Origin of the sequence: Trueperella bialowiezensis (assembly GCF_900637955.1) — a bacterium.
Classification (GTDB): domain Bacteria; phylum Actinomycetota; class Actinomycetes; order Actinomycetales; family Actinomycetaceae; genus Trueperella; species Trueperella bialowiezensis.
This window is the reverse complement of sequence record NZ_LR134476.1, coordinates 598059-618457: the sequence shown is the minus strand read 5'-3', so window position 1 is coordinate 618457 and position 20399 is coordinate 598059. Positions and strand designations below refer to the sequence as shown.

The 20399-nt window shown below is 59.4% G+C and carries 18 protein-coding genes and 4 tRNA genes; 20 read left to right on the top strand and 2 right to left on the bottom strand.

What is annotated here, in order from left to right:
• Positions 1–90 precede the first annotated feature (90 nt).
• The 10 genes from EL234_RS02910 to EL234_RS02865 all read left to right on the top strand — a co-directional run bounded on the left by EL234_RS02910 (position 91) and on the right by EL234_RS02865 (position 8227).
• Entirely contained in the window at positions 91–1677 is a 1587-nt protein-coding gene (locus tag EL234_RS02910; RefSeq protein ID WP_164712305.1) for an LpqB family beta-propeller domain-containing protein, read from the top strand.
• A 181-nt stretch (positions 1678–1858) separates the two neighbouring features.
• Complete coding sequence (locus EL234_RS02905) at positions 1859–2563, top strand: ComF family protein (RefSeq protein WP_126416057.1); 705 nt, start codon at positions 1859–1861, stop codon at positions 2561–2563.
• 170 nt (positions 2564–2733) lie between these two features.
• Positions 2734–3396 carry a ribosome hibernation-promoting factor, HPF/YfiA family gene (gene hpf, locus EL234_RS02900; RefSeq protein WP_126416056.1) on the top strand — a complete coding sequence of 221 codons (663 nt, stop codon included), beginning with the start codon at positions 2734–2736 and terminating at the stop codon, positions 3394–3396.
• A 190-nt stretch (positions 3397–3586) separates the two neighbouring features.
• Positions 3587–4975, top strand: a complete 1389-nt coding sequence (locus EL234_RS02895) for an FAD-dependent oxidoreductase (protein ID WP_126416055.1) — start codon at positions 3587–3589, stop codon at positions 4973–4975.
• A gap of 117 nt (positions 4976–5092) precedes the next feature.
• Positions 5093–5173: transfer RNA gene (locus EL234_RS02890), tRNA-Tyr, on the top strand.
• Between the two features lie 84 nt (positions 5174–5257).
• Positions 5258–5330 (top strand) — tRNA-Thr (locus EL234_RS02885).
• Positions 5331–5370: 40 nt separating this feature from the next.
• Positions 5371–5444, top strand: a tRNA-Met gene (locus EL234_RS02880).
• A 71-nt stretch (positions 5445–5515) separates the two neighbouring features.
• Entirely contained in the window at positions 5516–5686 is a 171-nt protein-coding gene (gene rpmG / locus EL234_RS02875) for a 50S ribosomal protein L33 (protein WP_126416054.1), read from the top strand.
• Between the two features lie 176 nt (positions 5687–5862).
• Positions 5863–7053: a peptidoglycan bridge formation glycyltransferase FemA/FemB family protein gene (locus EL234_RS02870; protein WP_126416053.1), complete on the top strand. Its 1191-nt coding sequence runs from the start codon at positions 5863–5865 to the stop codon at positions 7051–7053.
• 7 nt (positions 7054–7060) lie between these two features.
• Complete coding sequence (locus EL234_RS02865) at positions 7061–8227, top strand: UDP-N-acetylmuramate dehydrogenase (RefSeq protein ID WP_126416052.1); 1167 nt, start codon at positions 7061–7063, stop codon at positions 8225–8227.
• Here the strand turns inward: EL234_RS02865 and EL234_RS02860 are convergent.
• Positions 8224–9252, bottom strand: coding sequence for an adenosine deaminase (locus EL234_RS02860; RefSeq protein ID WP_126416051.1), 1029 nt, complete (start codon positions 9250–9252; stop codon positions 8224–8226). The genes EL234_RS02865 and EL234_RS02860 overlap by 4 nt on opposite strands.
• 80 nt (positions 9253–9332) lie before the next feature.
• Between EL234_RS02860 and EL234_RS02855 the strand changes: the two genes are divergently transcribed.
• Complete coding sequence (locus EL234_RS02855) at positions 9333–10565, top strand: phosphotransferase (RefSeq protein ID WP_126416050.1); 1233 nt, start codon at positions 9333–9335, stop codon at positions 10563–10565.
• Here the strand turns inward: EL234_RS02855 and EL234_RS02850 are convergent.
• On the bottom strand, positions 10562–11764 hold the full coding sequence (locus tag EL234_RS02850; protein WP_126416049.1) for a pyridoxal phosphate-dependent aminotransferase: 1203 nt from the start codon (positions 11762–11764) through the stop codon (positions 10562–10564). The two genes, EL234_RS02855 and EL234_RS02850, sit on opposite strands and share 4 nt — an antisense overlap.
• A gap of 190 nt (positions 11765–11954) precedes the next feature.
• On the opposite strand from EL234_RS02850, the gene EL234_RS02845 reads away from it, so the two are divergent.
• From EL234_RS02845 to rpoB, 9 genes are all read left to right on the top strand, one after another.
• Positions 11955–12027 (top strand) — tRNA-Trp (locus EL234_RS02845).
• Positions 12028–12085: 58 nt separating this feature from the next.
• On the top strand, positions 12086–12328 hold the full coding sequence (secE, locus tag EL234_RS02840) for a preprotein translocase subunit SecE (protein WP_126416048.1): 243 nt from the start codon (positions 12086–12088) through the stop codon (positions 12326–12328).
• Positions 12329–12355: 27 nt separating this feature from the next.
• Positions 12356–13192, top strand: a complete 837-nt coding sequence (gene nusG / locus EL234_RS02835) for a transcription termination/antitermination protein NusG (RefSeq protein ID WP_126416047.1) — start codon at positions 12356–12358, stop codon at positions 13190–13192.
• A gap of 119 nt (positions 13193–13311) precedes the next feature.
• On the top strand, positions 13312–13746 hold the full coding sequence (gene rplK, locus EL234_RS02830) for a 50S ribosomal protein L11 (protein ID WP_126416046.1): 435 nt from the start codon (positions 13312–13314) through the stop codon (positions 13744–13746).
• Between the two features lie 74 nt (positions 13747–13820).
• A complete protein-coding gene (rplA, locus tag EL234_RS02825; RefSeq protein WP_126416045.1) occupies positions 13821–14534 on the top strand; it encodes a 50S ribosomal protein L1 in 714 nt (237 codons plus the stop codon).
• 385 nt (positions 14535–14919) lie between these two features.
• Positions 14920–15342, top strand: a complete 423-nt coding sequence (locus tag EL234_RS02820) for a hypothetical protein (RefSeq protein ID WP_126416044.1) — start codon at positions 14920–14922, stop codon at positions 15340–15342.
• A gap of 246 nt (positions 15343–15588) precedes the next feature.
• Positions 15589–16110 carry a 50S ribosomal protein L10 gene (gene rplJ, locus EL234_RS02815; RefSeq protein ID WP_126416043.1) on the top strand — a complete coding sequence of 174 codons (522 nt, stop codon included), beginning with the start codon at positions 15589–15591 and terminating at the stop codon, positions 16108–16110.
• A 60-nt stretch (positions 16111–16170) separates the two neighbouring features.
• Positions 16171–16557, top strand: coding sequence for a 50S ribosomal protein L7/L12 (gene rplL / locus EL234_RS02810; protein WP_126416042.1), 387 nt, complete (start codon positions 16171–16173; stop codon positions 16555–16557).
• Positions 16558–16934: 377 nt separating this feature from the next.
• Positions 16935–20399 carry a DNA-directed RNA polymerase subunit beta gene (gene rpoB, locus EL234_RS02805; RefSeq protein WP_126416041.1) on the top strand — a complete coding sequence of 1155 codons (3465 nt, stop codon included), beginning with the start codon at positions 16935–16937 and terminating at the stop codon, positions 20397–20399.

Genomic DNA, 20399 nt, shown 5'->3' with positions numbered 1-20399 from the left:
CGCAAAACACGGTGGATCTGCACTCTGGTCGCGCTGGTGATCGCTCTTGCCGGATGTGCAGGGCTACCGGTGTCAGGAGAACCACAGCGTGTGTCACGTCCAGATAGCCCAAACGCCGGCGTGATCATCGACCCGCAAGGCCCGGCACAGGATTCATCTCCCGAAAATCTTGTGACGGACTTCCTACGAGCCTCCGGTGCAAGTGTGGCCGGAGACTTTTCGGTCGCCCGCCAATTCCTCACACCCGAGGCTGCAGCACGGTGGAATCCGGCCACGGAGTTACGCATCTACCAAGACACCCAAAACCCGGCAGTATCGCAAACCCGCAACGGTGCAATCCGAGTAAGCGCGGCCGCAGCTGGCACACTCGACGACCGCGGCCGCTACACGAGCGCCACCCCGGATGCGATCCTCAACGCGGAGTTCTCCCTCGTCAAGAACGCGGAAGGCCAGTGGCGAATAGCCACGCTTGACGATGGCATCATGATTCCCTCCTCGATTTTCCAATCCCTGTACGCCGAAACGATCCTGTACTTTTTGACACCGGATCGCGCCGCACTCGTTCCCGAAGCACGCTGGTATTTGAATTCGAGCCAAGCTGTTTCCGCGGTAGAAGGTCTGATAGGAGGCCCCTCGCAGTGGTTGGCCACTGGCGCGCACAGCGCACTTCCCGCAGAAGCCTCGCTCACCACCCGAGGCGTGACCATCACCGACGGGGTTGCCCATGTCGATTTTTCAGCCGATGTAGCAACGCTCCCAGAAGCTGATCGCATCGCTATGGAAGCGCAAGTATCCAAAACGTTGATGAACGTTTCCGGAGTGCAGTCTGTGAAGTTAACGTCGCAGGGGGCAGAACTTGATATCCCAGAAAAGCGTGATCTGAGTTCATACCCCTATTCGTCGTACACGCTGACCGGGTTGTCCAACGGACTACCCGCCACGGTCAGCAGTGGAACAGTCACGCAGATCTCCGCTCCAGAAGGCCTAGCGCTCACGGCCATTGCGCCGTCGTATTCCGATCCGGCGTCCTGGGCAGCCGGCCTTGGTAACGGCGGCCAGACGATTTACAACGTGAGCCTTAGCGGCGACGGCGCGAGCCCGATGATTCAAGGTACCAACTTAGTGGCGCCCTCTGTTGATCGGCACGGCTGGGTGTGGACGACCGAGCGTGAAGCTAACGCGAAGATGCAAGCTTTCCACCGTGACAGCGGGCAACACGTGGTGTTCGACGTGTCCTGGTTGCAAGGCTTAACGGTCCGTGACATCGCCGTATCACGGGAAGGTGCCCGGATGGTGGTTGTGGCCGAACGTGACGGCCAAGCTCAGATGATTGCCGCGGCGATCGCCCGCGACACCGCAGGGGTTCCGATCGAGATCGGTGAACCATTGCGGTTTGGCCAATCCCAATACGATGTGGCAGATGTTGCATGGACGTCAGAGGTTCGCGTGGCAGCGCTCGCGCGTAATCAGGGGACGAGCACGAGCGGGGTCGTCACCGTGGGGCTGGGAGTGCCCGGCGCTCCGCTGGCAAGCGCAGATAACGTGGTGGCGATCGCAGCGGGTAGAGGCACCGACTCCGTCGTCATCCAAAACGCCAACAACGACCTGCTCTCCTACGACGGCGCAGGCTGGCGAGTCATTGCCGAAGACGTGACGGCGCCGGCCTATCCCGGCTGAGCGAGCCTGCATAGCTTCTTGCATTCCCGGGGTACACGTTTGCTTGCCGGGGTAGACAATTCGCCGGATTCGGTACCCCGGGAACGAAACATGTACCCCCGGAATGCGGTAGACGTGACCCCTATCCACAGCTCGCCGGATCGCCGTGCGGGAAGAGTGCGGGTCATGCCACGGTTATCCCATGGAGACAACGGAATGGCTCACGCGGCTGCGCGACGTATGGAATGACGCGCTGGATATTGTCTTCCCACGATCATGTGCGGGATGCGGACAGTGGGATGAAGACCTCTGCGCGCAATGCGCTGCACTGTTTTCAACCACGTGGTACCGGGTGGATGAGCAACTGCCCTATCTCAGCCACGTCGACCCCGAAGGAGGACCGGACATCTCGCCCTTCCCGGTTTTCGCGCTAGCTGACTACGCGGGCGCCGTAGCCCAGGCTATCGTTCGCTGGAAAAACGTCGCCGACCAGCGGCTTGACCGCGCCTTTTCGGACGTGATTGGAAGAACCGGCGTACCGCAGATTCCTGCCCAACGCGGACCCGCTACGATCGTCGCGGCTCCGTCGTCGGGAAAACGAACCCGGCAAGGTCGCTTCGTCGCGGGCGTGATTGCCCAAGCGCTCGCGGATCACACGGGAGCAAACTACGTGAACGTGCTCCGCCGCGGCCGGACCGGGCGTGTGCGAGGACTAGAGGCGCGCGGGCACAAAACACGAAACGTGGCCGTCGTTCACGGAGCGCAGTTACGCGGACGCGACGTCGTCATCGTCGACGACGTCGTCACCACCGGTGCCACACTCGCCGGGGCTTCGCGAGCGGTGAAATCTGCAGGAGGGCGCGTGATCGCTAGCTTCGCGCTCGCAGCCACTCCCAACCCACGATGAGTTCGTGCGTTGAGTCACAAAAATAGCGTATTTCTCGTATACTAATGTCATTAAAACTTTCGGTAACCAGAAGGTCAAAACTGCTGGTGGAGGTGATGAATAGCTCGCTTGGAGCGAGAACATGTTTCGGGGTTGAGACCCACATTCAACAATGGCCATAGGAGGTCATCATGGAAATCGTAGTCACCGGTAGGAACACCGAGGTCAAGGGTAGCTTCCGCGCACACGTTGAAGACAAGCTTGCGAAGATCGAACAGTTTGCGCCCCACACTCAACGAGTCGAGGTGGAGATCACGCACGAAGCGAATCCTTCCCAGGTGGAAACGTCGGAGCGGATCGAGATCACGGTTCGCGATAAGGGGCCGGTGGTGCGCGCAGAAGCGTCCGCCTCAGACAAGTACGGGGCGCTCGATCTAGCCGCCCAAAAACTGTTTGAACGGCTACGTCGCAAGCACGAAAAGAAGAAGAATCGGCGCAAGGGAGACCGGCGCGAACAGCCCGTGGCAGATCTACCCATCGAAGAATTGTTGGCAAAGCCGGCACCGGAGCCGGAGCCAGAAGACGAACGGCGAGTACCAGCCGAAGTTGGTGAAGCTGTTGAGAGCCAGCTCGGCGATTCACCGGCCGTGGTACGTCAAAAGCTTTACGAAGCTAAGCCCATGTCGGTTGAGCAAGCGATCGACGAAATGGAACTGATCGGCCACCCGTTCTACCTCTTCATCGACGAAGAGACGAAACAGCCCTGTGCCGCCTATCGGCGTCGCGGATGGACGTACGGCGTCATCCGACTAGATGCCACCACATCAGACTACGGGCCTGGTGCGGAATCGTAAGAAACGCTATGTGAGAACCGCGGTGGCGGGTGACGATTTGGTCACCCGCCACCGCCATGTCATAGGCAGAACATATCGTGCCAACTAGGATATGAGGGTCTAGACCGGGCGGCTCACTTAGCGTCCGGTGTCCCGCCGGCTTGCCCGGCACGTGCCGAACATTCGGTGCTTACGATCGGAAGAGGTTTACGTGGCCAAACGTTCACTCCATGTAGCAGTCATTGGGGCCGGCCCGGCTGGCATCTACGCGTCAGACATCCTGTCCAAATCGGGGATTGACGTGAAGATTGACCTGTATGAGAAACTGCCTGCCCCCTATGGTTTAGTGCGCTACGGCGTCGCCCCGGATCATCCCCGTATCAAAGCGATCATCAGGGCACTTTACAACGTGCTCAAGCGCGGCGATATCCGCCTGGTTGGTAACGTGGAGATCGGCGCTGATCTCGATCTTGATGAGATTCACGAGCATTACGACGCCGTCGTGTTCGCCACCGGAGCCGATCGGGACGCCCCGTTCAGCATTCCCGGTTCGGACCTGCCCGGCGTGTATGGTGCCGCCGATTTCGTGTACTGGTATGACGGCCACCCCGATTACCCGCGCACGTGGCCGTTGGAAGCCGAACAGATTGCCGTGCTGGGCGTGGGTAACGTGGCTCTCGACGTGGCACGTATGCTCGCCAAGCATCCGGACGACCTCATGGTCACCGAGATCCCGAAGAACGTGGAAGACGGCTTCCGTGCCTCACCGGTGACTGACGTGCACGTGTTCGGCCGGCGTGGGCCCGCCCAAGTGAAGTTCACGCCTATGGAACTGCGCGAACTCGGCCAGCTCAACGACGTCGATATCATCGTCTACCCCGAAGACTTCGACTACGACGAAGGTTCAGAACAAGCCATGGAAGCTTCGAAGATGACCCGCCAAGTAGTCGAGCAACTCACGGAATGGGTGTTCCAAGAAGAAGAGGACCTGACGGCGTCGCGTCGAATCCACATTCACATGCTGCAGGCACCCCACGAAATCCTCGGCAACGGCAAAGTGGAAGGCATCCGCATGGAACGCACCGCGTTGCAAGGTGACGGCTCGGTGAAGGGGACCGGCGAATACATCGACTACCCGGTGCAAGCCGTCTACCGTGCCGTCGGCTATTTCTCCTCCCCGATTCCGGGTGCGCCGTTTGACGACGAGCGCGGTATCGTCCCGAACGTCGAAGGCCGCGTCACCGACGGCCCAGGCGGCGATGTTGTGCCGGGCATGTATGCCACTGGCTGGATTAAGCGCGGGCCGGTCGGCCTGATCGGCTCAACCAAGTCGGACGCCCAGGAAACCATCGGGCACCTCATTGAAGATTACGAAGCCGGTGTTCTTCACGCGACCACGGACGCCGTGGGTTGGGAAGAAACCCGCAAGGTGCTCGAAGAGCGCGGCGTGCGATACACCACGTGGCACGGCTGGGAGTTGCTCGAAGAATACGAGAAAGCACTCGGTGCCGAACAGGGACGCGAACGGATCAAGGTTGTGGAACGAGAGACGATGACGGCGATTTCCCGCGGCGAAGAGCACGACGGCAAACTCTACTGAGAAAGCCGCCCCGTGAAAGTGTGACCAGCACGGCAGCCGTAAAGCGCTTTTTGGTTTGACACCGACACGGGTGAGTTTGCTAATCTCAATAGTCGCATATGGATCATTCCATAGCGAGGCGGATTGACCGAGCGGCCAATGGTATCTGACTGTAAATCAGACGCGAAAGCTACGGGGGTTCGAATCCCTCATCCGCCACAGCTACGAAAGTAGTCACGCGAATGGTGATTTCCATCCGTAAATGTTGGAAAGCATGCCAACACTGGTAGGCTTGCCAACGCCGCCCCGATAGCTCAGTCGGCAGAGTGTCTCCATGGTAAGGAGAAGGTCGAGGGTTCGATTCCCTCTCGGGGCTCAAACCATTCTTGGAAGGATTCCTATCCAGGAATGTTTTTGGCGAGGTAGCTCAGTTGGTCAGAGCGCACGACTCATAATCGTGAGGTCGCGGGTTCAAACCCCGCTCTCGCTACGACCGGCAGGGCAGGGTGCCTAGCCGAGAAGCAATCCCGCTTCAATCCAACCGAACGTGAGGAAAACACAGTGGCTACTAAGTCTGCAGACGTTCGCCCCAAGATCACCCTCGCATGCGAGGATTGCAAGGAGCGCAACTACATTACGAAGAAGAACCGTCGCAACACGCCGGATCGTCTCGAAATGAAGAAGTACTGCCCGCGGTGCAACTCGTCGACAGTGCACCGTGAAACGCGCTAGTTCGCGCGGCGATTCCACTGCGCAACGAGCCCGGTCAACCCGGCGTTGGGCGTGGATCAGGAAGACCTCCGCATCGCGGGGGTCTTTTTCGTATTCGGGCTGGGCGAGTGGTTGGGCTCGGCGAGTGGCTGGCCGGGCTCGGGTAGACTTACAGGCGGTAATGAAGGAGGGCACAGGTGCAGTTTGATCCCCAGGTCAGCACGGGCGAATATGATGCCTTTGTGACGGCGCAGCCGCAGTGTAACGTGTTGCAGTCGCCGCAGTGGGCGCAGGTCAAGTCAGGCTGGACGCATCTGCTCACCGGGTTGCGTGACGACGACGGCGCGCTGGTCGCCGCCGGTCTGGTACTTCGCCGCCGGCTGCCGTTCGGCTTTAGTTTTTGGTATCTGCCCCATGGCCCGATTCTTGACTATGAGCGCCCCCAGGCCTTGGAGACGTATCTGCGTGAGCTTGGCGTCTACGCTAAAAAGGCGCGGGCTGTTGCCGTGCGAATTGATCCGCTGATTCCCGTACGCCACGCACCCGTTGATGAGCTACCTGAAGAACGTGATGAGCGCGCACTTGCAATATTGAAGCGAATCGAGGCGGAGAACTATAGGCATCGCGGGTTCACGATGAGTTTTTCTGAGTCTTTCCAGCCGCGCCATATTCCGGTGGCCTATGCTCCGGATGGCGACTTTTTCGCTAGCCTTCCTAAGCGTTCGCGCACGATGGCGAACAATGCGAGAAACCGTCACGTTGAGGTCATCCACGGGGGTGTTGAACTGTTGGATGACTTCGTGGATGTTATAGCTGACACCGAGAAAGCGAAGCAGATCAATCTGCGTGCCAAGCCGTATTACGAAAAGATTTTGAGCGCTTACGGGGATGATGCCCGGATTTACCTCGCCAAGCTGGATATCGTGGCGACGATCAACAAATATCGTTCGGATATCCGCCAGGCCGAAGAGCAGCTCGAGAACACCAGCGCCGCTAAGACGGTTAATCGGCTGCGTGATCAGATAGCGGGCACCACGAAGCGGCTTGCTGAATTGGAAGAACGCCATCCGATTGACGGGGATGTTGTTACGCTCGCGGGTGTGCTCATGGTGCGTTACGGGCCGTCTGCGGAAATGCTTTATGCGGGAACCAATCGGGATTACGGTAATATCCCCGCGCAGCATCTGCTGTGGGTGGAAGCGCTGAGCGATGGGTTTGCAGATGGGATTCAGGCCGTGTCGCTTGGCGGGGTTGATGGCACGTTGGACGATTCGCTCATGCGCTTTAAGTCCCGTTTCAACCCGAAGATTTTTGAAAAGATTGGCGAATTCCAATTGGCGTTGCGCCCGCTTATTGCTCGCGCGATTGACGTGTATACCCGCAGATAGGAGCCACATGTCCTGCTCGATACCTGAACCGTCTGAACCAACCTCTACCGTTCCGCCCGTCCCGTCCAGCCGTATGACCGGCGAGGAGAGCCTTGCTCAGATGACGACGATCGCCGTGGGCGGGAAAGCCGCGCGCGTCGTCACTGCTACGACTGAAGACGAGCTCGTGGACACGATCGCACAAGCCGACCACGAGGGCACGCCCGTTTTAGTACTCGGCGGCGGTTCGAATGTGCTGGCATCCGACGAACCGTTCGACGGCGTCGTCGTGCGTGATGGCCGGCGTGAGATCACCACACTGGGCGACGACGGATGCGGGGGAGCGCAACTGCGGGCGACTGCGGGAACGCCGTGGGACGACGTCGTCGTTTACGCTGTTGAGCACGGATGGATGGGTGTAGAGGCGCTGTCGGGGATTCCCGGTTCGGTTGGGGCTGCGCCCGTGCAAAATATCGGGGCATACGGGCAAGAAATTGCGGAAACGCTGGCGTCGGTGCGCGTGTATGACAGAGCGGAGAAGCGCATCCGCACCCTATTCCTGTCGGACCTCAAGTTCGGGTATCGCGATTCGATACTGAAACGCTCGATTGGCAAGTTTGGGGCTTCGCCGCGCTATATCGTGCTGTCGGTGGAGTTGCACCTGCGTAGGGCCACGCTGTCCCGCCCGGTGGGTTACTCGCAGCTTGCGGGCAAGCTCGGTATCGACCTTGGTGAGCGCGCCCCCAGTAGCGACGTGCGGGCAGCCGTGTTGGAGTTGCGGCGTTCGAAGGGGATGGTTCTCGAAGACGCCGATCGCGACACGTATTCTCTGGGCTCGTTTTTTACTAACCCAGTGTTGACCGAAGCTGAGGCGGCGCAGCTGCCGGAGGAAGCTCCGCGCTTCGGGGTGGCCAAACATGATGCGGTCAACCAGATCGGTGCGGCCGCGCCGCAGATTCCCGGCCAGGTGAAAACCTCAGCGGCGTGGCTTATTGATCATGCTGGATTCCACGCGGGCTACAACATGCCCGGCCCGGCCGCCCTGTCCACGAAGCACTGCCTTGCACTGACAAATCGGGGCGGGGCGAGTGCCGCTGATATTGTGCGGCTTGCCCGTGAGGTTCGCGACGGCGTGCAGGCCCGGTTTGGCGTGCGGCTTGTGCCTGAGCCGGTGCTGGTCGGTCTAGAGATTTAATCCGCAGATGGATTGACTGCCAGCCAGTCGTCAACCTCGCTGAGCCAGCACTGTTTCGACTCGGCACTTGCCAGCGACGCCGTAATGGAGGCTTTCGCAAAACCGGCGAGTTCGGCGTCGGAAAAGCCCTGATCGCGTGCAATCTGGTACTGGTCGGTGAGCCGAGACAGGAACAGCAACGGATCGTCGGCTCCGAGGGCTACCTGTGCGCCGGCGTCAGCAAGGCGGCGTAGTGGCACGTCGCCTGGTGAATCGTAAACGCCGAGCTGCACGTTCGACGTCGGGCACACTTCGAGCGCGATCCCGGCGTCAACAATGCGGGCAAGAAGCTCGGGGTCTTCTGCGGCGCGTACGCCATGCCCGAGCCTCGTGGGCTGGAGGTGGGTGACAACTTCGCGGATGTGGTCGGGCCCCAGCAGTTCACCGGCATGTGGCACGGAGGCGAGCCCGGCCCGGCGTGCAATCTGGAAAGCTCCGGCCCATTGGGACGTCTGGCCGCGCCGTTCGTCGTTGGACAGCCCAAAGCCGACCACTTGGCCGGGCCCATCCCCGGCATGTTTTGCTGCGAGGCGTGCGAGTGTACGAGCATCAAGCGGGTGCTTGATCCGCGAGGCAGCCACAATAATTGCCACCTCAACTCCGGTTGCCTGCGACGCCGACGCCGCCTCGTCTAACACGATCTCAAGAGCGGGCGTGATACCGCCAACGAAAGGAGCGTACGACGTCGGGTCGATCTGTAATTCGAGACGGCGGGAGCCTTCTGCGGCGTCGTCGGCAGCGGCCTCCCGGACGATCCGGCGCATTGCTTCTTCGCTGCGGACCACTTTGCGGGCGGCGTCGTAAGAACGTTGGAAACGGAACCAGCCGCGTTCGTTCGCGGGAACTTGAAGTGCCGTGGCGTCGGTGAGATTCGCCGGCAAACGGATGTCCTGCTCCGCTGCAAGATCAACAAGCGTGGACACCCTCATTGATCCTGTGAAGTGCAAATGGACATGCGCTTTTGGCAAGGTTTTCAAATCCCGCATGGCCTCATTCTAGCCACGCCCTACCTGCCCATACACTCCGGCGGTTTGAACGGAGCCGGAAGACCTTCTATAAAAGACATATGGCAGGAACACGGAGTGAGGAGACCCGGGCGCTCAGGCTACTCACCGGCCAGTCCGCAGGAGAAATGCTACGCCTCGGATTGTCCGACCTTGGCATCGTGCGCTCGTGGCACGTTCATGCTGTCAATCACCGCCCCGGCGCAGGAATATCCGTGGGTTATTCGGTGGTGTGGGACGAGTTCACGGGAACAAACCGCAATGAACGCATCCGTGGCGACCTCTACGTCGTCGCCTCAACCGCCCGTATTGCGCCGGATCTGCTCAAACTGGCAGGCGCTCAAACCCTGTATGCCGATAACCTGCCGGTCCATGTGTGGCAGTTCCCGCACGATCCCGAACTGCCCGCACTCGAACTCGCTTGCGATCCTGAGAAGCTTGGCAAGCACGTGAACGACGACGTCGAAGTTGAGCTACTCAGTTACCGCCCAACACGCAGGGCAGTCGTCCGCGCGAGCACATCTGACCACGATATTTACGCGAAAGTGATCCGCCCGGTAGATGTGGCGCAGCACGTCCAGCGCCTGCACATCTGTGAGGCGGCACAGTTACCGACCCCGCGGCTGGTTGGCTCCACTCCTGAGGGGCTCATTTTGACAAGCGCGGTCACGGGTAGGGCGCTCTCTGCCGCTTACGTGCGCGGTGAGAACCTTGACGCCACCTTCGAATCGCTGTCAACCACTCTCGATTCCCTGCCACTCATCGGACGCGGCCTGAAACGCCGGCCCGCATGGTCCGAGCGAGCCGACCAGTACGCAAGATCGATCGCAGCGTCAGCACCGGAGCTCGCCAGCCGGGCACGGCAAGCCGCCGCAGACATCACCCAGCTCCGCGCAGACGCAGACCTCGGCCCGCTCACCGCCACACACGGCGACTTCTACGAAGCCAACATCCTCGTCTCACCCGCCACCGGGCAGGTGACCGGCCTGCTCGATCTTGACTCGTTCGGCCCGGGATACCGCGCCGACGACTGGGGCTGCCTGCTCGGACACCTATCAGTTCTGCCCAGCCTCAACCCTAAATACGCAGGGCTTGGCGCACTAGCTCAGACGTGGTTTGCTCGAGCTCGTCGCGAGGTTGATCCGGTTGCGCTCGCGGCCTCCTCAGCCGGCGTCGTGCTCTCACTCGTGGCCTCAGCACGCCAACGCGCCAGCACCAATTGGAAGAAACAGGCGCTGGCGCGTATGGACGTTGTTGATAGCTGGCTGGCACGCGCGGGCGTGCGCTGCGCCTAGCCGAAGAGCTTTTGCAGGCGCTGGGCTCCTTCGACGAGGTCGTCGTCGGACAGCGCGTAACCCATTCGAATGTAGCCGGGGGCGCCGAAAGCCTCCCCGGGTACGACTGCCACTTCGGCCTCGTCGAGGATCAACTCGGCAAGCTCCGAGGTGGTGTTAGCCACCTTGCCGTTGATCTCCTTGCCGAGCAGGGCCTGCACGTTGGGGTACACGTAGAAAGCGCCGGTGGGCATGGGGACCTCGAAACCGTCGATCTCGCGGAGCATCTCGACGAGCTTGCGACGACGCCGATCGAAGGCCTGCTTCATGTCTGCCACAACCTCTTGGTCACCTTCCAGAGCGGCGATCGCCGCACGCTGAGAGACGTTGGACACGTTGGAGGTGATATGCGACTGGAAGTTCGCCACCTTCTTCATGACGTCGGCCGGACCATGCATCCAGCCCACGCGCCAACCCGTCATCGCGTACGTCTTGGCCACGCCGTTGACCACGATCGTCTGGTTCTGTAGCTCCGGTACTTCGGCGAGGATGTAGGACATCTCGCCTTCGTAGACGAGGTGCTCGTAAATTTCATCGGAGATCACCCACACGCCGTTATCGAGCGCCCACTGGCCGATCTCCCGCAGCTCGGCGGGGGAGTAGACCGCGCCCGTCGGGTTCGACGGCGAGCACATAAGCAGCACCTTCGTACGTTCGGTGAGGGCCGCATCGAGCTGGGCAACGGTGACCTTGTAGTCCTGATCCGAACCAGCCAGCACTTCGACGGGCACGCCGCCAGCCAGGCGGATCGCCTCCGGGTAGGTGGTCCAGTACGGGGCCGGCAGGATTGCTTCGTCGCCGTCGTCAAGCAGCGAGACGAACGCCTGATAGACGGCCTGCTTGCCGCCGTTCGTGACGATAATGTTGTCCGGATCAACGACGACGCCGCTGTCCGCCTTCGTCTTGGCCGCAATGGCCGCGCGCAGTTCGGGCAGTCCCTTAGCCACGGTGTACTTGTGGTTCTTCGGATCGACCGCCGCTGCGACTGCAGCATCGACGATGTGCGCCGGCGTCGGGAAATTTGGCTCGCCCGCGCCGAAACCAATAACCGGCTTACCCTGCGCTTTGAGCGCTTTCGCTTTCGCGTCAACCGCGAGAGTGGCCGATGGTTGCAGCGCGGCGAGGCGCTGGGAAACTCTGTTCTTTGGTTCTTGTGCCATGCTTGTATCGTGGCAGAAATCGCCGGTTCGTGCACGGACGTCCGGCATGTGTCCGCAGATGAACGTGGTGAGAATTACAAGCTCGAGCCCCACCGTGCCTAGAGTTTTGGGATTCTTCTGACTACAATTGTGCGAGTTGCCAGTCTGGCAATCCTAAGGCTTCGTCAGGCATAATGAAGTGACAGGCCATAGGGTAGTGGCGCAATTGGTAGCGCACCGGTCTCCAAAACCGGCGGTTGTGGGTTCGAGTCCCTCCTACCCTGCTCAGAAGGCGGCCCAATCGATGGGCCGTTTTCCACATAGACCGAGAGGAGACAACCGATGAGCCGTGCAGCAAGCGGATCATCTCGCGGGCGTGAGTCCGTTGAGAAGAAGAGCCTGTGGCAGCGCATCGTCACGTTCTTTAAGGAAGTCATCGCCGAGTTCAAAAAGGTGCAGCGCCCAACCCGTAAGGAGTTGTGGAACCTGTTCCTCACCGTCATTTTCTTTGTGACGATTGTGATGATTTTCGTGACGATTCTCGACGTCGTCTTCAACCAGTCGATGTTCTGGATCTTCGGCTAACGCCGGTGCTAACTGAAAGTAGGGAGAATGTCTGAGGAAGAATTCGCAGTCAACGAGCTCTTTTCCGACGCCGAAACGGCCGACACCACGCCTGTGGGTGAGGTAGCTGACGCCTCGGAGGAAGTGGAACTGCCTGACGCTCCCGAAGTTGACGAGTCCGAGGCTGCGGACGACGTCGCTGAAGATACGGCTGAAGCCGAGGCAGACGGCGTCGCTGACGAAGCTGAATCCGCTGAGGAAGACGACGGCGTGGTCACCGAAGAAACGGTGCGCAAGCGTATCAAGGGCCTACCTGGCGACTGGTATGTGCTGCACACGTACGCCGGCTACGAAAAGCGCGTCAAGCAGGATCTCGAATACCGTATCCACACCCTGAACATGGAAGATTACATCTTCGAAGTACAGGTGCCGATGGAGCAGGTCTACGAGGTGAAGAAGGGCCAGCGCAAGCTCGTTTCCCGCGTGCGGATGCCCGGCTACGCGATTGTGCGTATGGAGATGACGGACGACTCGTGGCGTGCCGTTCAAGACACGAACGGTGTGACTGGCTTCGTTGGTAACGGCCGCGATCCGGTTGCGCTCACGGAGCGTGAAGTCGTGCAAATGCTCACGCCCGTCGTCGAACAAGAAGCTGCTGAAGCGGCCAAGGCTGCAGGTAAGCCGGTTGTTTCTGGCGCCCCGCAGGTGGTCGCAGACTACGAGGTTGGCGAAACCGTGACGCTCACCACCGAGCCGTGGGTTGGAATGCCAGCTACAATTTCACAAGTTGACGCGGCGAACCAGAGGCTCACCGTGCTCATGACTCTTGTCGGCCAGGAAACCCCGGTCGACCTGTCCTTCAGCCAGGTTAAGAAGATGGACTAGTTCGGGCACTCCACCCGAACTGCTGGCGGCTTCGGCCGCGGCGCCACCTCTTGATCACTGTTGGACGCCCATCATCGTTGCCATGATGATGGTTCCCTAGTAAAAAGAAGGATCAAATTATGCCTCCCAAGAAGAAGGTTGCAGGTCTGATCAAGCTCCAGATCGAAGCTGGTGCTGCATCTCCTGCACCGCCGATTGGCCCCGCTCTGGGTCAGCACGGCGTGAACATCATGGACTTCGTCAAGGCGTACAACGCTGCTACCGAGTCCATGCGTGGAAACGTCATCCCGGTCGAGATCACCGTGTACGAGGATCGCTCGTTCGACTTCATCACGAAGACCCCTCCGGCCGCTGACCTCATCAAGAAGTACGCGGGCATCAAGAAGGGTTCCGGCGTGCCGCACACCGACAAGGTTGGGCACCTCACCGCAGACCAGCTGCGTGAGATCGCCAAGACGAAAGAGCCGGACCTCAACGCCAACGACATCGACAACGCCGCCCGCATCATCGCCGGCACCGCGCGCTCGATGGGCGTGACCACCGACGAGATTTAAATCGCGACTACCAAGTTGCCGTGGTAGAGCCTGGAGCTGGCTCGTTTCCCACGACTGCCGAAGGAGAAAGCAGAATGGCAAAGCGCTCAAAGAACTATCGCAAGGCCGCTGAACTTGTTCAGCGCGGCGAAGTGTACACCCCTCGCGAGGCGTTCGACCTCGCTAAGAAGACCTCCGTGACCAAGTTCGACTCGACTGTCGAAGTGATGTTCCGCCTCGGCGTTGATCCGCGCAAGGCAGACCAGCTTGTTCGCGGCACGGTCAACCTGCCGCACGGTACGGGTAAGACCTCGCGCGTCGTCGTGTTCGCACAGGGCGCGAACGCCCAGGCGGCACTCGACGCCGGAGCCGACGAGGTTGGCGACGACGACCTGATCGCCAAAGTTGAAGCCGGCTGGACCGACTTCGATGCCGCAGTGGCAACCCCGGACATGATGGGCAAGGTGGGCCGTCTTGGCCGTGTGCTTGGTCCGCGTGGTCTCATGCCGAACCCGAAGACTGGCACCGTGACGATGGACGTGGCCAAGGCCGTGTCTGACATCAAGGGTGGCCGGATCGAGTTCCGTGTTGATAAGCACGGTAACCTCGCCTTCATCGTTGGCAACACGAGCTTCGAACTCGACCAGCTGCTCGACAACTATGCAGCTGTCCAGGAAGAAGTTCTGCGCCTGAAGCCGGCATCGGCCAAGGGCAAGTACATTCGCAAGGCCACCGTGTCCACCACGATGGGCCCGGGCATTCGCCTTGACGCTTCGAAGACCCGCAAGGATCTCGAAGAAGAGAAGTAGATTTAACTGCTGCGCTCGTGCGCAAAGCTAGTGGCAGGTGGGTGCGACTCGTAAGGGTCGCACCCACCTGCTTTTTCGGCCGGTTTCAGGCCGGTGCTCGCCCGTTTCTGCTTATATAGCAATTCTGCCGGACTCGACGCCGCCAAACGGGCTCGTTTCTGCTTATATAGCAATTCTGCCGGGGTCGAGGGCCCTGAACCTCATCGTTTCTGCTACCACAGCAATAACGCACAAGATAGATTTTCCGAAACCTATTGACACACTTTACCCACCTGCGTAATTTAGTGCCTAACACCACAACGATGTGGGGTTGTTCTCACCAAGAGGTGGTAGGCGAGTGCGCTATCACGCGTATCCGCCTATCCGAATATGTTAGGAGGCGAAGATGTCGACGAGTGAATCGATTATGTGGTGGGACAGAATTCGTTTTCTGCCATTACTCATGGTTGTCCTGAGTCCCTTCATAACTGGGCGGACGCTCGAGGTAACTAATCACCACTGGCATTGGCTGGTTATTGTCATGACCATCGCCTGTGACATCGGGCTGCTGCTGTTCGCTTTCCGGGCAGACACCTCACCGAATCCAGTGGCGTGGAGATTTCTCGTGTCAAGTGTGGCGCTATTCTGTGTTGCAGCCATCGTTCTCCTTGTGCAGTCAGCAATGACCAATTCCGATGCTGTCTTTGATCTGGCAGGTGGTGTTGGCATCGGAGTGATTGCGCTGGGATGGATGATCTACGCTCGCCACCGGAAGAATCCGACTCGCCAAACAAAGTCACCGGCACTTGTGCGGGAGACTGAATCTTAAGCCTGCGCCGTGAACTCGCGCACGTTGGCGGCCTTGGTCTTGAAAGCAGACCAAGGCCGCCACTACAGTAGGGGATGCCCAAGACCGCAGGTCTCTTCGGAGATAATTCGAGCAATCGAAGCCAGCGCAGGTGAGAGAACTTAATCAATCCAGCTCAAGCATGTCGCTGGTTGTGTTGACCTCGTACCTGTGCGTGCGAGGTTTTTTATTGCTCGAAACTGCGGCACAACATCGGAAGGAGGTCCCATGAAAAGGACCGAAAAGCAGGCTGAGATCGCGGCCCTCACGGAATCGTTCCGCGAGGCTGACGCTGTTCTGCTGACTGAGTACCGCGGCCTGACCGTGGAGCAGATGAAATCTCTGCGCCGCGCGCTTGGTGCCGGAGTGCGTTACCACGTCGCAAAGAACACGCTTGCCAAGATCGCAGCTAAGGAGGCAGGACTCGAGGCCATCGCAGATGACCTGACGGGCCCGACCGCCCTGGCTTTCGTCACCGGTGACGTCGCTTCCGCAGCTAAGACTCTCAAGAACTTCGCCAAGGAAAATGACAAGCTCATTGTCAAGGCTGGCGTGATGGAAGGTACGCGACTTGACGCCGACGGCGTCAAGGCACTCGCTGATCTCGAATCGCGTGAAGTCCTCCTCGCGAAGGCAGCTGGAGCCCTCAAGGCTTCGCTGGTCAAGGCTGCATTCGTCTTCAAGGCTCCCGCCACGAAGACTGTTCGTACCGTTGACGCCCTGCGTGCGAAGCAGGAAGCCGCTGCCTAAAAGGCAGCACAAACCACTAAGTAACTGCCTCGCAAGTAGGCATAAGGAAGGAAGGTCATCATGGCCAAGCTCACTGCTGAAGAGCTTATTGAAGCGTTTAAGGAGCTCACCCTCGTTGAGCTCAATGACTTCGTGAAGAAGTTTGAGGAAGAGTTCGATGTCGAAGCTGCGGCTCCGGTTGCTGTTGCGGCTGCTGCTCCGGCTGCTGGTGGCGACGCCCCGGCTGAGGAAGAGAAGTCGGAATTCGACGTCGTCCTCGCTGAGGTTGGCGGCACCAAGATTGCTGTCATCAAGGCTGTCCGTGAGATCACGGGTCTTGGCCTGAAGGAAGCTAAGGCTCTCGTTGACGAAGCTCCGAAGCCGGTCCTCGAAGGCGCTGCTAAGGAAGCTGCTGATGAGGCGAAGGCTAAGCTTGAGGAAGCTGGCGCGACCGTCGAGCTCAAGTAACCTAAAGCTCCATGCGAAGGCCCTCGGGGTTCACCCGGGGGCCTTCGTCATGTCCGCCTTGCGCGCCATACTTGCAATGATCGGTTTTGTGTGCGAAAGTCAATGGTGGAAAAAGGCTTCGTGTATCGAGGAACCCTGGGCAGCTACACACCCGCCCAGGTGATTCGAGGATCACGAATGTTATCAGGTGTCGTGACCCCTTCCACATGGCCGGGGCTAGACTTCCTCTTGCCTGCAGAGTAAATTAGAAAATTGCGTGAACTCTCATTTGCCGTACCCAAGTTCGTGCGGTTGCGTAGCAGGCGTTACCCGAACTTTGGCGTTTGTGCAGGTGTGAGCCGCGCTGGCCCAACCAAGTTTTCGGGAAGGATCGCCCTTTGGCTGCTTCGCGCACCTCTAATACCACCGTTGTTAACGGTAAGCTGACCTCTGATCGCGTGTCATTCGCGAAGATTGAGGAACCGCTTCCGGTTCCTGATCTTCTTGGGCTGCAGACCTCCTCTTATGGGTGGCTGATCGGCTCTGAAGAATGGCGTGCAAGCGCTGCCCCCGGTGAAAAGTCCGGCCTGGAAGAGATTTTTGACGAGGTTTCTCCCATCCAGAATACGGCTGACACGATGGGGCTCGTGTTGTCTAATCCGCACTTGGAAGAACCGAAGGCGTCGATCGCCGAGTGCAAAGAGAAGGATCTCACCTATTCGGCGGCGCTGTATGTGACTGCCGAGTTCCAGAACTATGAGACTGGTGAGATTAAGTCGCAGACCACCTTCATTGGTGATTTTCCGTTGATGACTCCGCAGGGTACGTTCATTATCAACGGCACTGAGCGTGTGGTGGTCTCGCAGATGGTGCGTTCGCCTGGCGTGTACTATGAGCAGACTGCGGATCCGACGTCGGACAAGCTGATCTATAACGTTAAGATCATTCCGTCGCGGGGTGCGTGGCTCGAGTTTGAGATCGATAAGCGTGACATGGTCGGTGTGCGTGTGGACCGTAAGCGTAAGCAGTCGGTCACCGTGTTCCTCAAAGCGCTGGGGATGACTGAGTCAGAGATCCGTGAAGAGTTCGCGGACTACCCGATTCTTATTGACACGCTCGAGAAGGACACGGTTCACAACCAGGAAGATTCGCTGCAGGATCTGTACCGTAAGTTGCGTCCGGGTGAACCTCCGACGGCGGAGGCTGGCCGTACGCTGATCAACAACTTCTACCTGAATCCGAAGCGTTACGATTTGGCGAAGGTGGGCCGCTACAAGGTCAACAAGAAGCTGGGGCTTCCGGAAGAGATCACGGATCGTCAGCTGACGCTGAACGATATTACGGCAACCATCCGCTACCTGCTTGCGCTGCATGCGGGGGAGAAGGAAACGACGACGATCGACGGCGGCCGTGAAGTGTTCGTGGAAGATGATGATATCGACCACTTTGGCAATCGTCGTATTCGCGCTGTTGGTGAGTTGATTCAGAATCAGGTGCGTACCGGTTTGGCGCGCCTTGATCGTATGGTCCGTGAGCGGATGACGACTCAGGATGCCGAAGCTATTACGCCGTCGTCGCTGATTAACATCCGTCCGATTGTGGCGGCGATTAAGGAGTTCTTCGGAACGTCGCAGCTGTCGCAGTTCATGGATCAGAACAATCCGCTTGCGGGGCTGACCCACAAGCGCAGGCTGTCGGCTCTTGGTCCGGGTGGTCTGTCGCGTGATCGTGCCTCGATGGAGGTGCGTGACGTTCACCCGTCGCACTATGGCCGTATGTGTCCGATCGAGACGCCGGAAGGTCCGAACATTGGTCTGATCGGCTCGCTGGCTACCTACGGGCGTGTTAACTCGTTTGGTTTCATTGAGACCCCGTACCGCAAGGTTGATAACGGGCGTGTGACCGATCAGATTGATTATTTGGACGCCGCTGACGAGGACCGCTACACGGTCGCTCAGGCCTCGGCTCCGATGGACGCTGATGGCAACTTTATTGAGGATGAGGTGCTCGTGCGCCTGCCTGGTGGTGAGCCTGCGCTGATCCCGGCAGCGGACGTGGACTACATGGATGTGTCTGCACGTCAGATGGTGTCCGTCGGTACGGCTGCGATTCCGTTCCTCGAGCACGACGACGCGAACCGTGCGTTGATGGGTGCGAACATGCAGCGTCAGGCAGTGCCGCTGATTAAGCCGGTGGCTCCACTTGTTGGCACGGGTATTGAGACGCGTGCCGCTGTGGATGCTGGCGACGTGCTCGTGGCTGAAGCGCCCGGCGTCGTCATCGAAGTTGATGCGGATCACGTGACTGTGGAACAGGACGACGGCACGTACCGTACCTACCGTCTGGCGAAGTTCGAACGGTCGAACCCGGGTAATTCGACGAACCAGAAGGTGATGGTCTCCGAAGGCGACCGCCTAGAAGAAGGCTCGTTGATTGCGGACGGCCCGGCTACCGAAAATGGTGAGTTGGCGCTTGGCCAGAACCTGCTCGTCGCGTTCATGGCATGGAACGGCTACAACTTTGAGGACGCGATTATCGTGTCTCAGCGTTGCCAGTCGGAGGATCTGCTGACCTCGATCCACATTGAGGAACACGAGATTGATGCTCGCGATACGAAGCTTGGCCCGGAGGAAATCACGCGGGATATTCCGAACGTGTCCGAGGAAATGCTCGCTCACCTAGATGAACGCGGAATTATTCGCGTGGGCGCGGAAGTGACCGCCGGCGACATTCTGGTTGGCAAGATCACGCCGAAGGGTGAAACGGAACTGACGTCCGAAGAACGTCTGTTGCGCGCAATCTTTGGTGAAAAGGCGAAGGAAGTACGCGACACGTCGATGCGTGTGCCGCACGGTCAGTCCGGCATTGTTATTGATGTCAAGGAGTTCTCGGAAGAGAATCATGACGAACTGCCGTCGGATATTCGCCAGTCGGTGCGCGTACATATCGCGCAGCGCCGCAAGATCGCGATTGGTGACAAGATGGCTGGCCGTCACGGCAACAAGGGTGTCATCTCTCGTATTTTGCCGATTGAGGACATGCCGTTCATGGAAGATGGCACTCCGGTTGACATCGTGCTCAACCCGCTGGGTGTGCCTTCCCGTATGAACCTCGGCCAGGTCTTTGAACTGCACTTGGGCTGGGTTGCCAAGCACGGCTGGGATGCTACCGAGGCTCGTGAAGCCGGCGAAGAGTGGGCTGTGCGCCTGCCTGAGAACGCTGTGAAGGCCGATGCCGAACGTACGGTAGCGACCCCGGTGTTTGACGGCGTGCAGTCCGATGAGCTCAAGGGTCTATTGGGCGTGACCAACCCGAATCGCGACGGCGACAGGCTGGTTGACGAAACCGGTAAGGCTCGCCTGTTCGATGGCCGTACCGGCGATCCGTTCCCGGAGCCGGTGTCGGTGGGCTACATGTACATGCTCAAGCTGCACCATCTTGTGGATGACAAGATTCACGCGCGTTCCACTGGCCCGTACTCGATGGTCACCCAGCAGCCGCTGGGTGGTAAGGCTCAGTTCGGTGGTCAGCGTTTCGGCGAGATGGAGGTGTGGGCACTCGAAGCTTACGGTGCGGCTCACACCCTGCAGGAGATGCTGACGATCAAGTCTGATGACACGGTCGGCCGAGTCAAGGTTTATGAGGCGATCGTCAAGGGCGATAACGTTCCCGAACCTGGGCTGCCGGAATCGTTTAAGGTTCTGGTTCAGGAAATGCGTTCGCTGTGCTTGAACGTTGAGGCTCTGGACGCGGGAGGCAATGCCATCTCGCTGCAGGATTCAGACGAGGATGCGTTCCGTGCCCCGCAGTCGGCGGGCGTCACCACCGGCCTTGAAGAACTCGAGACCGGCGCAGACTTCTAA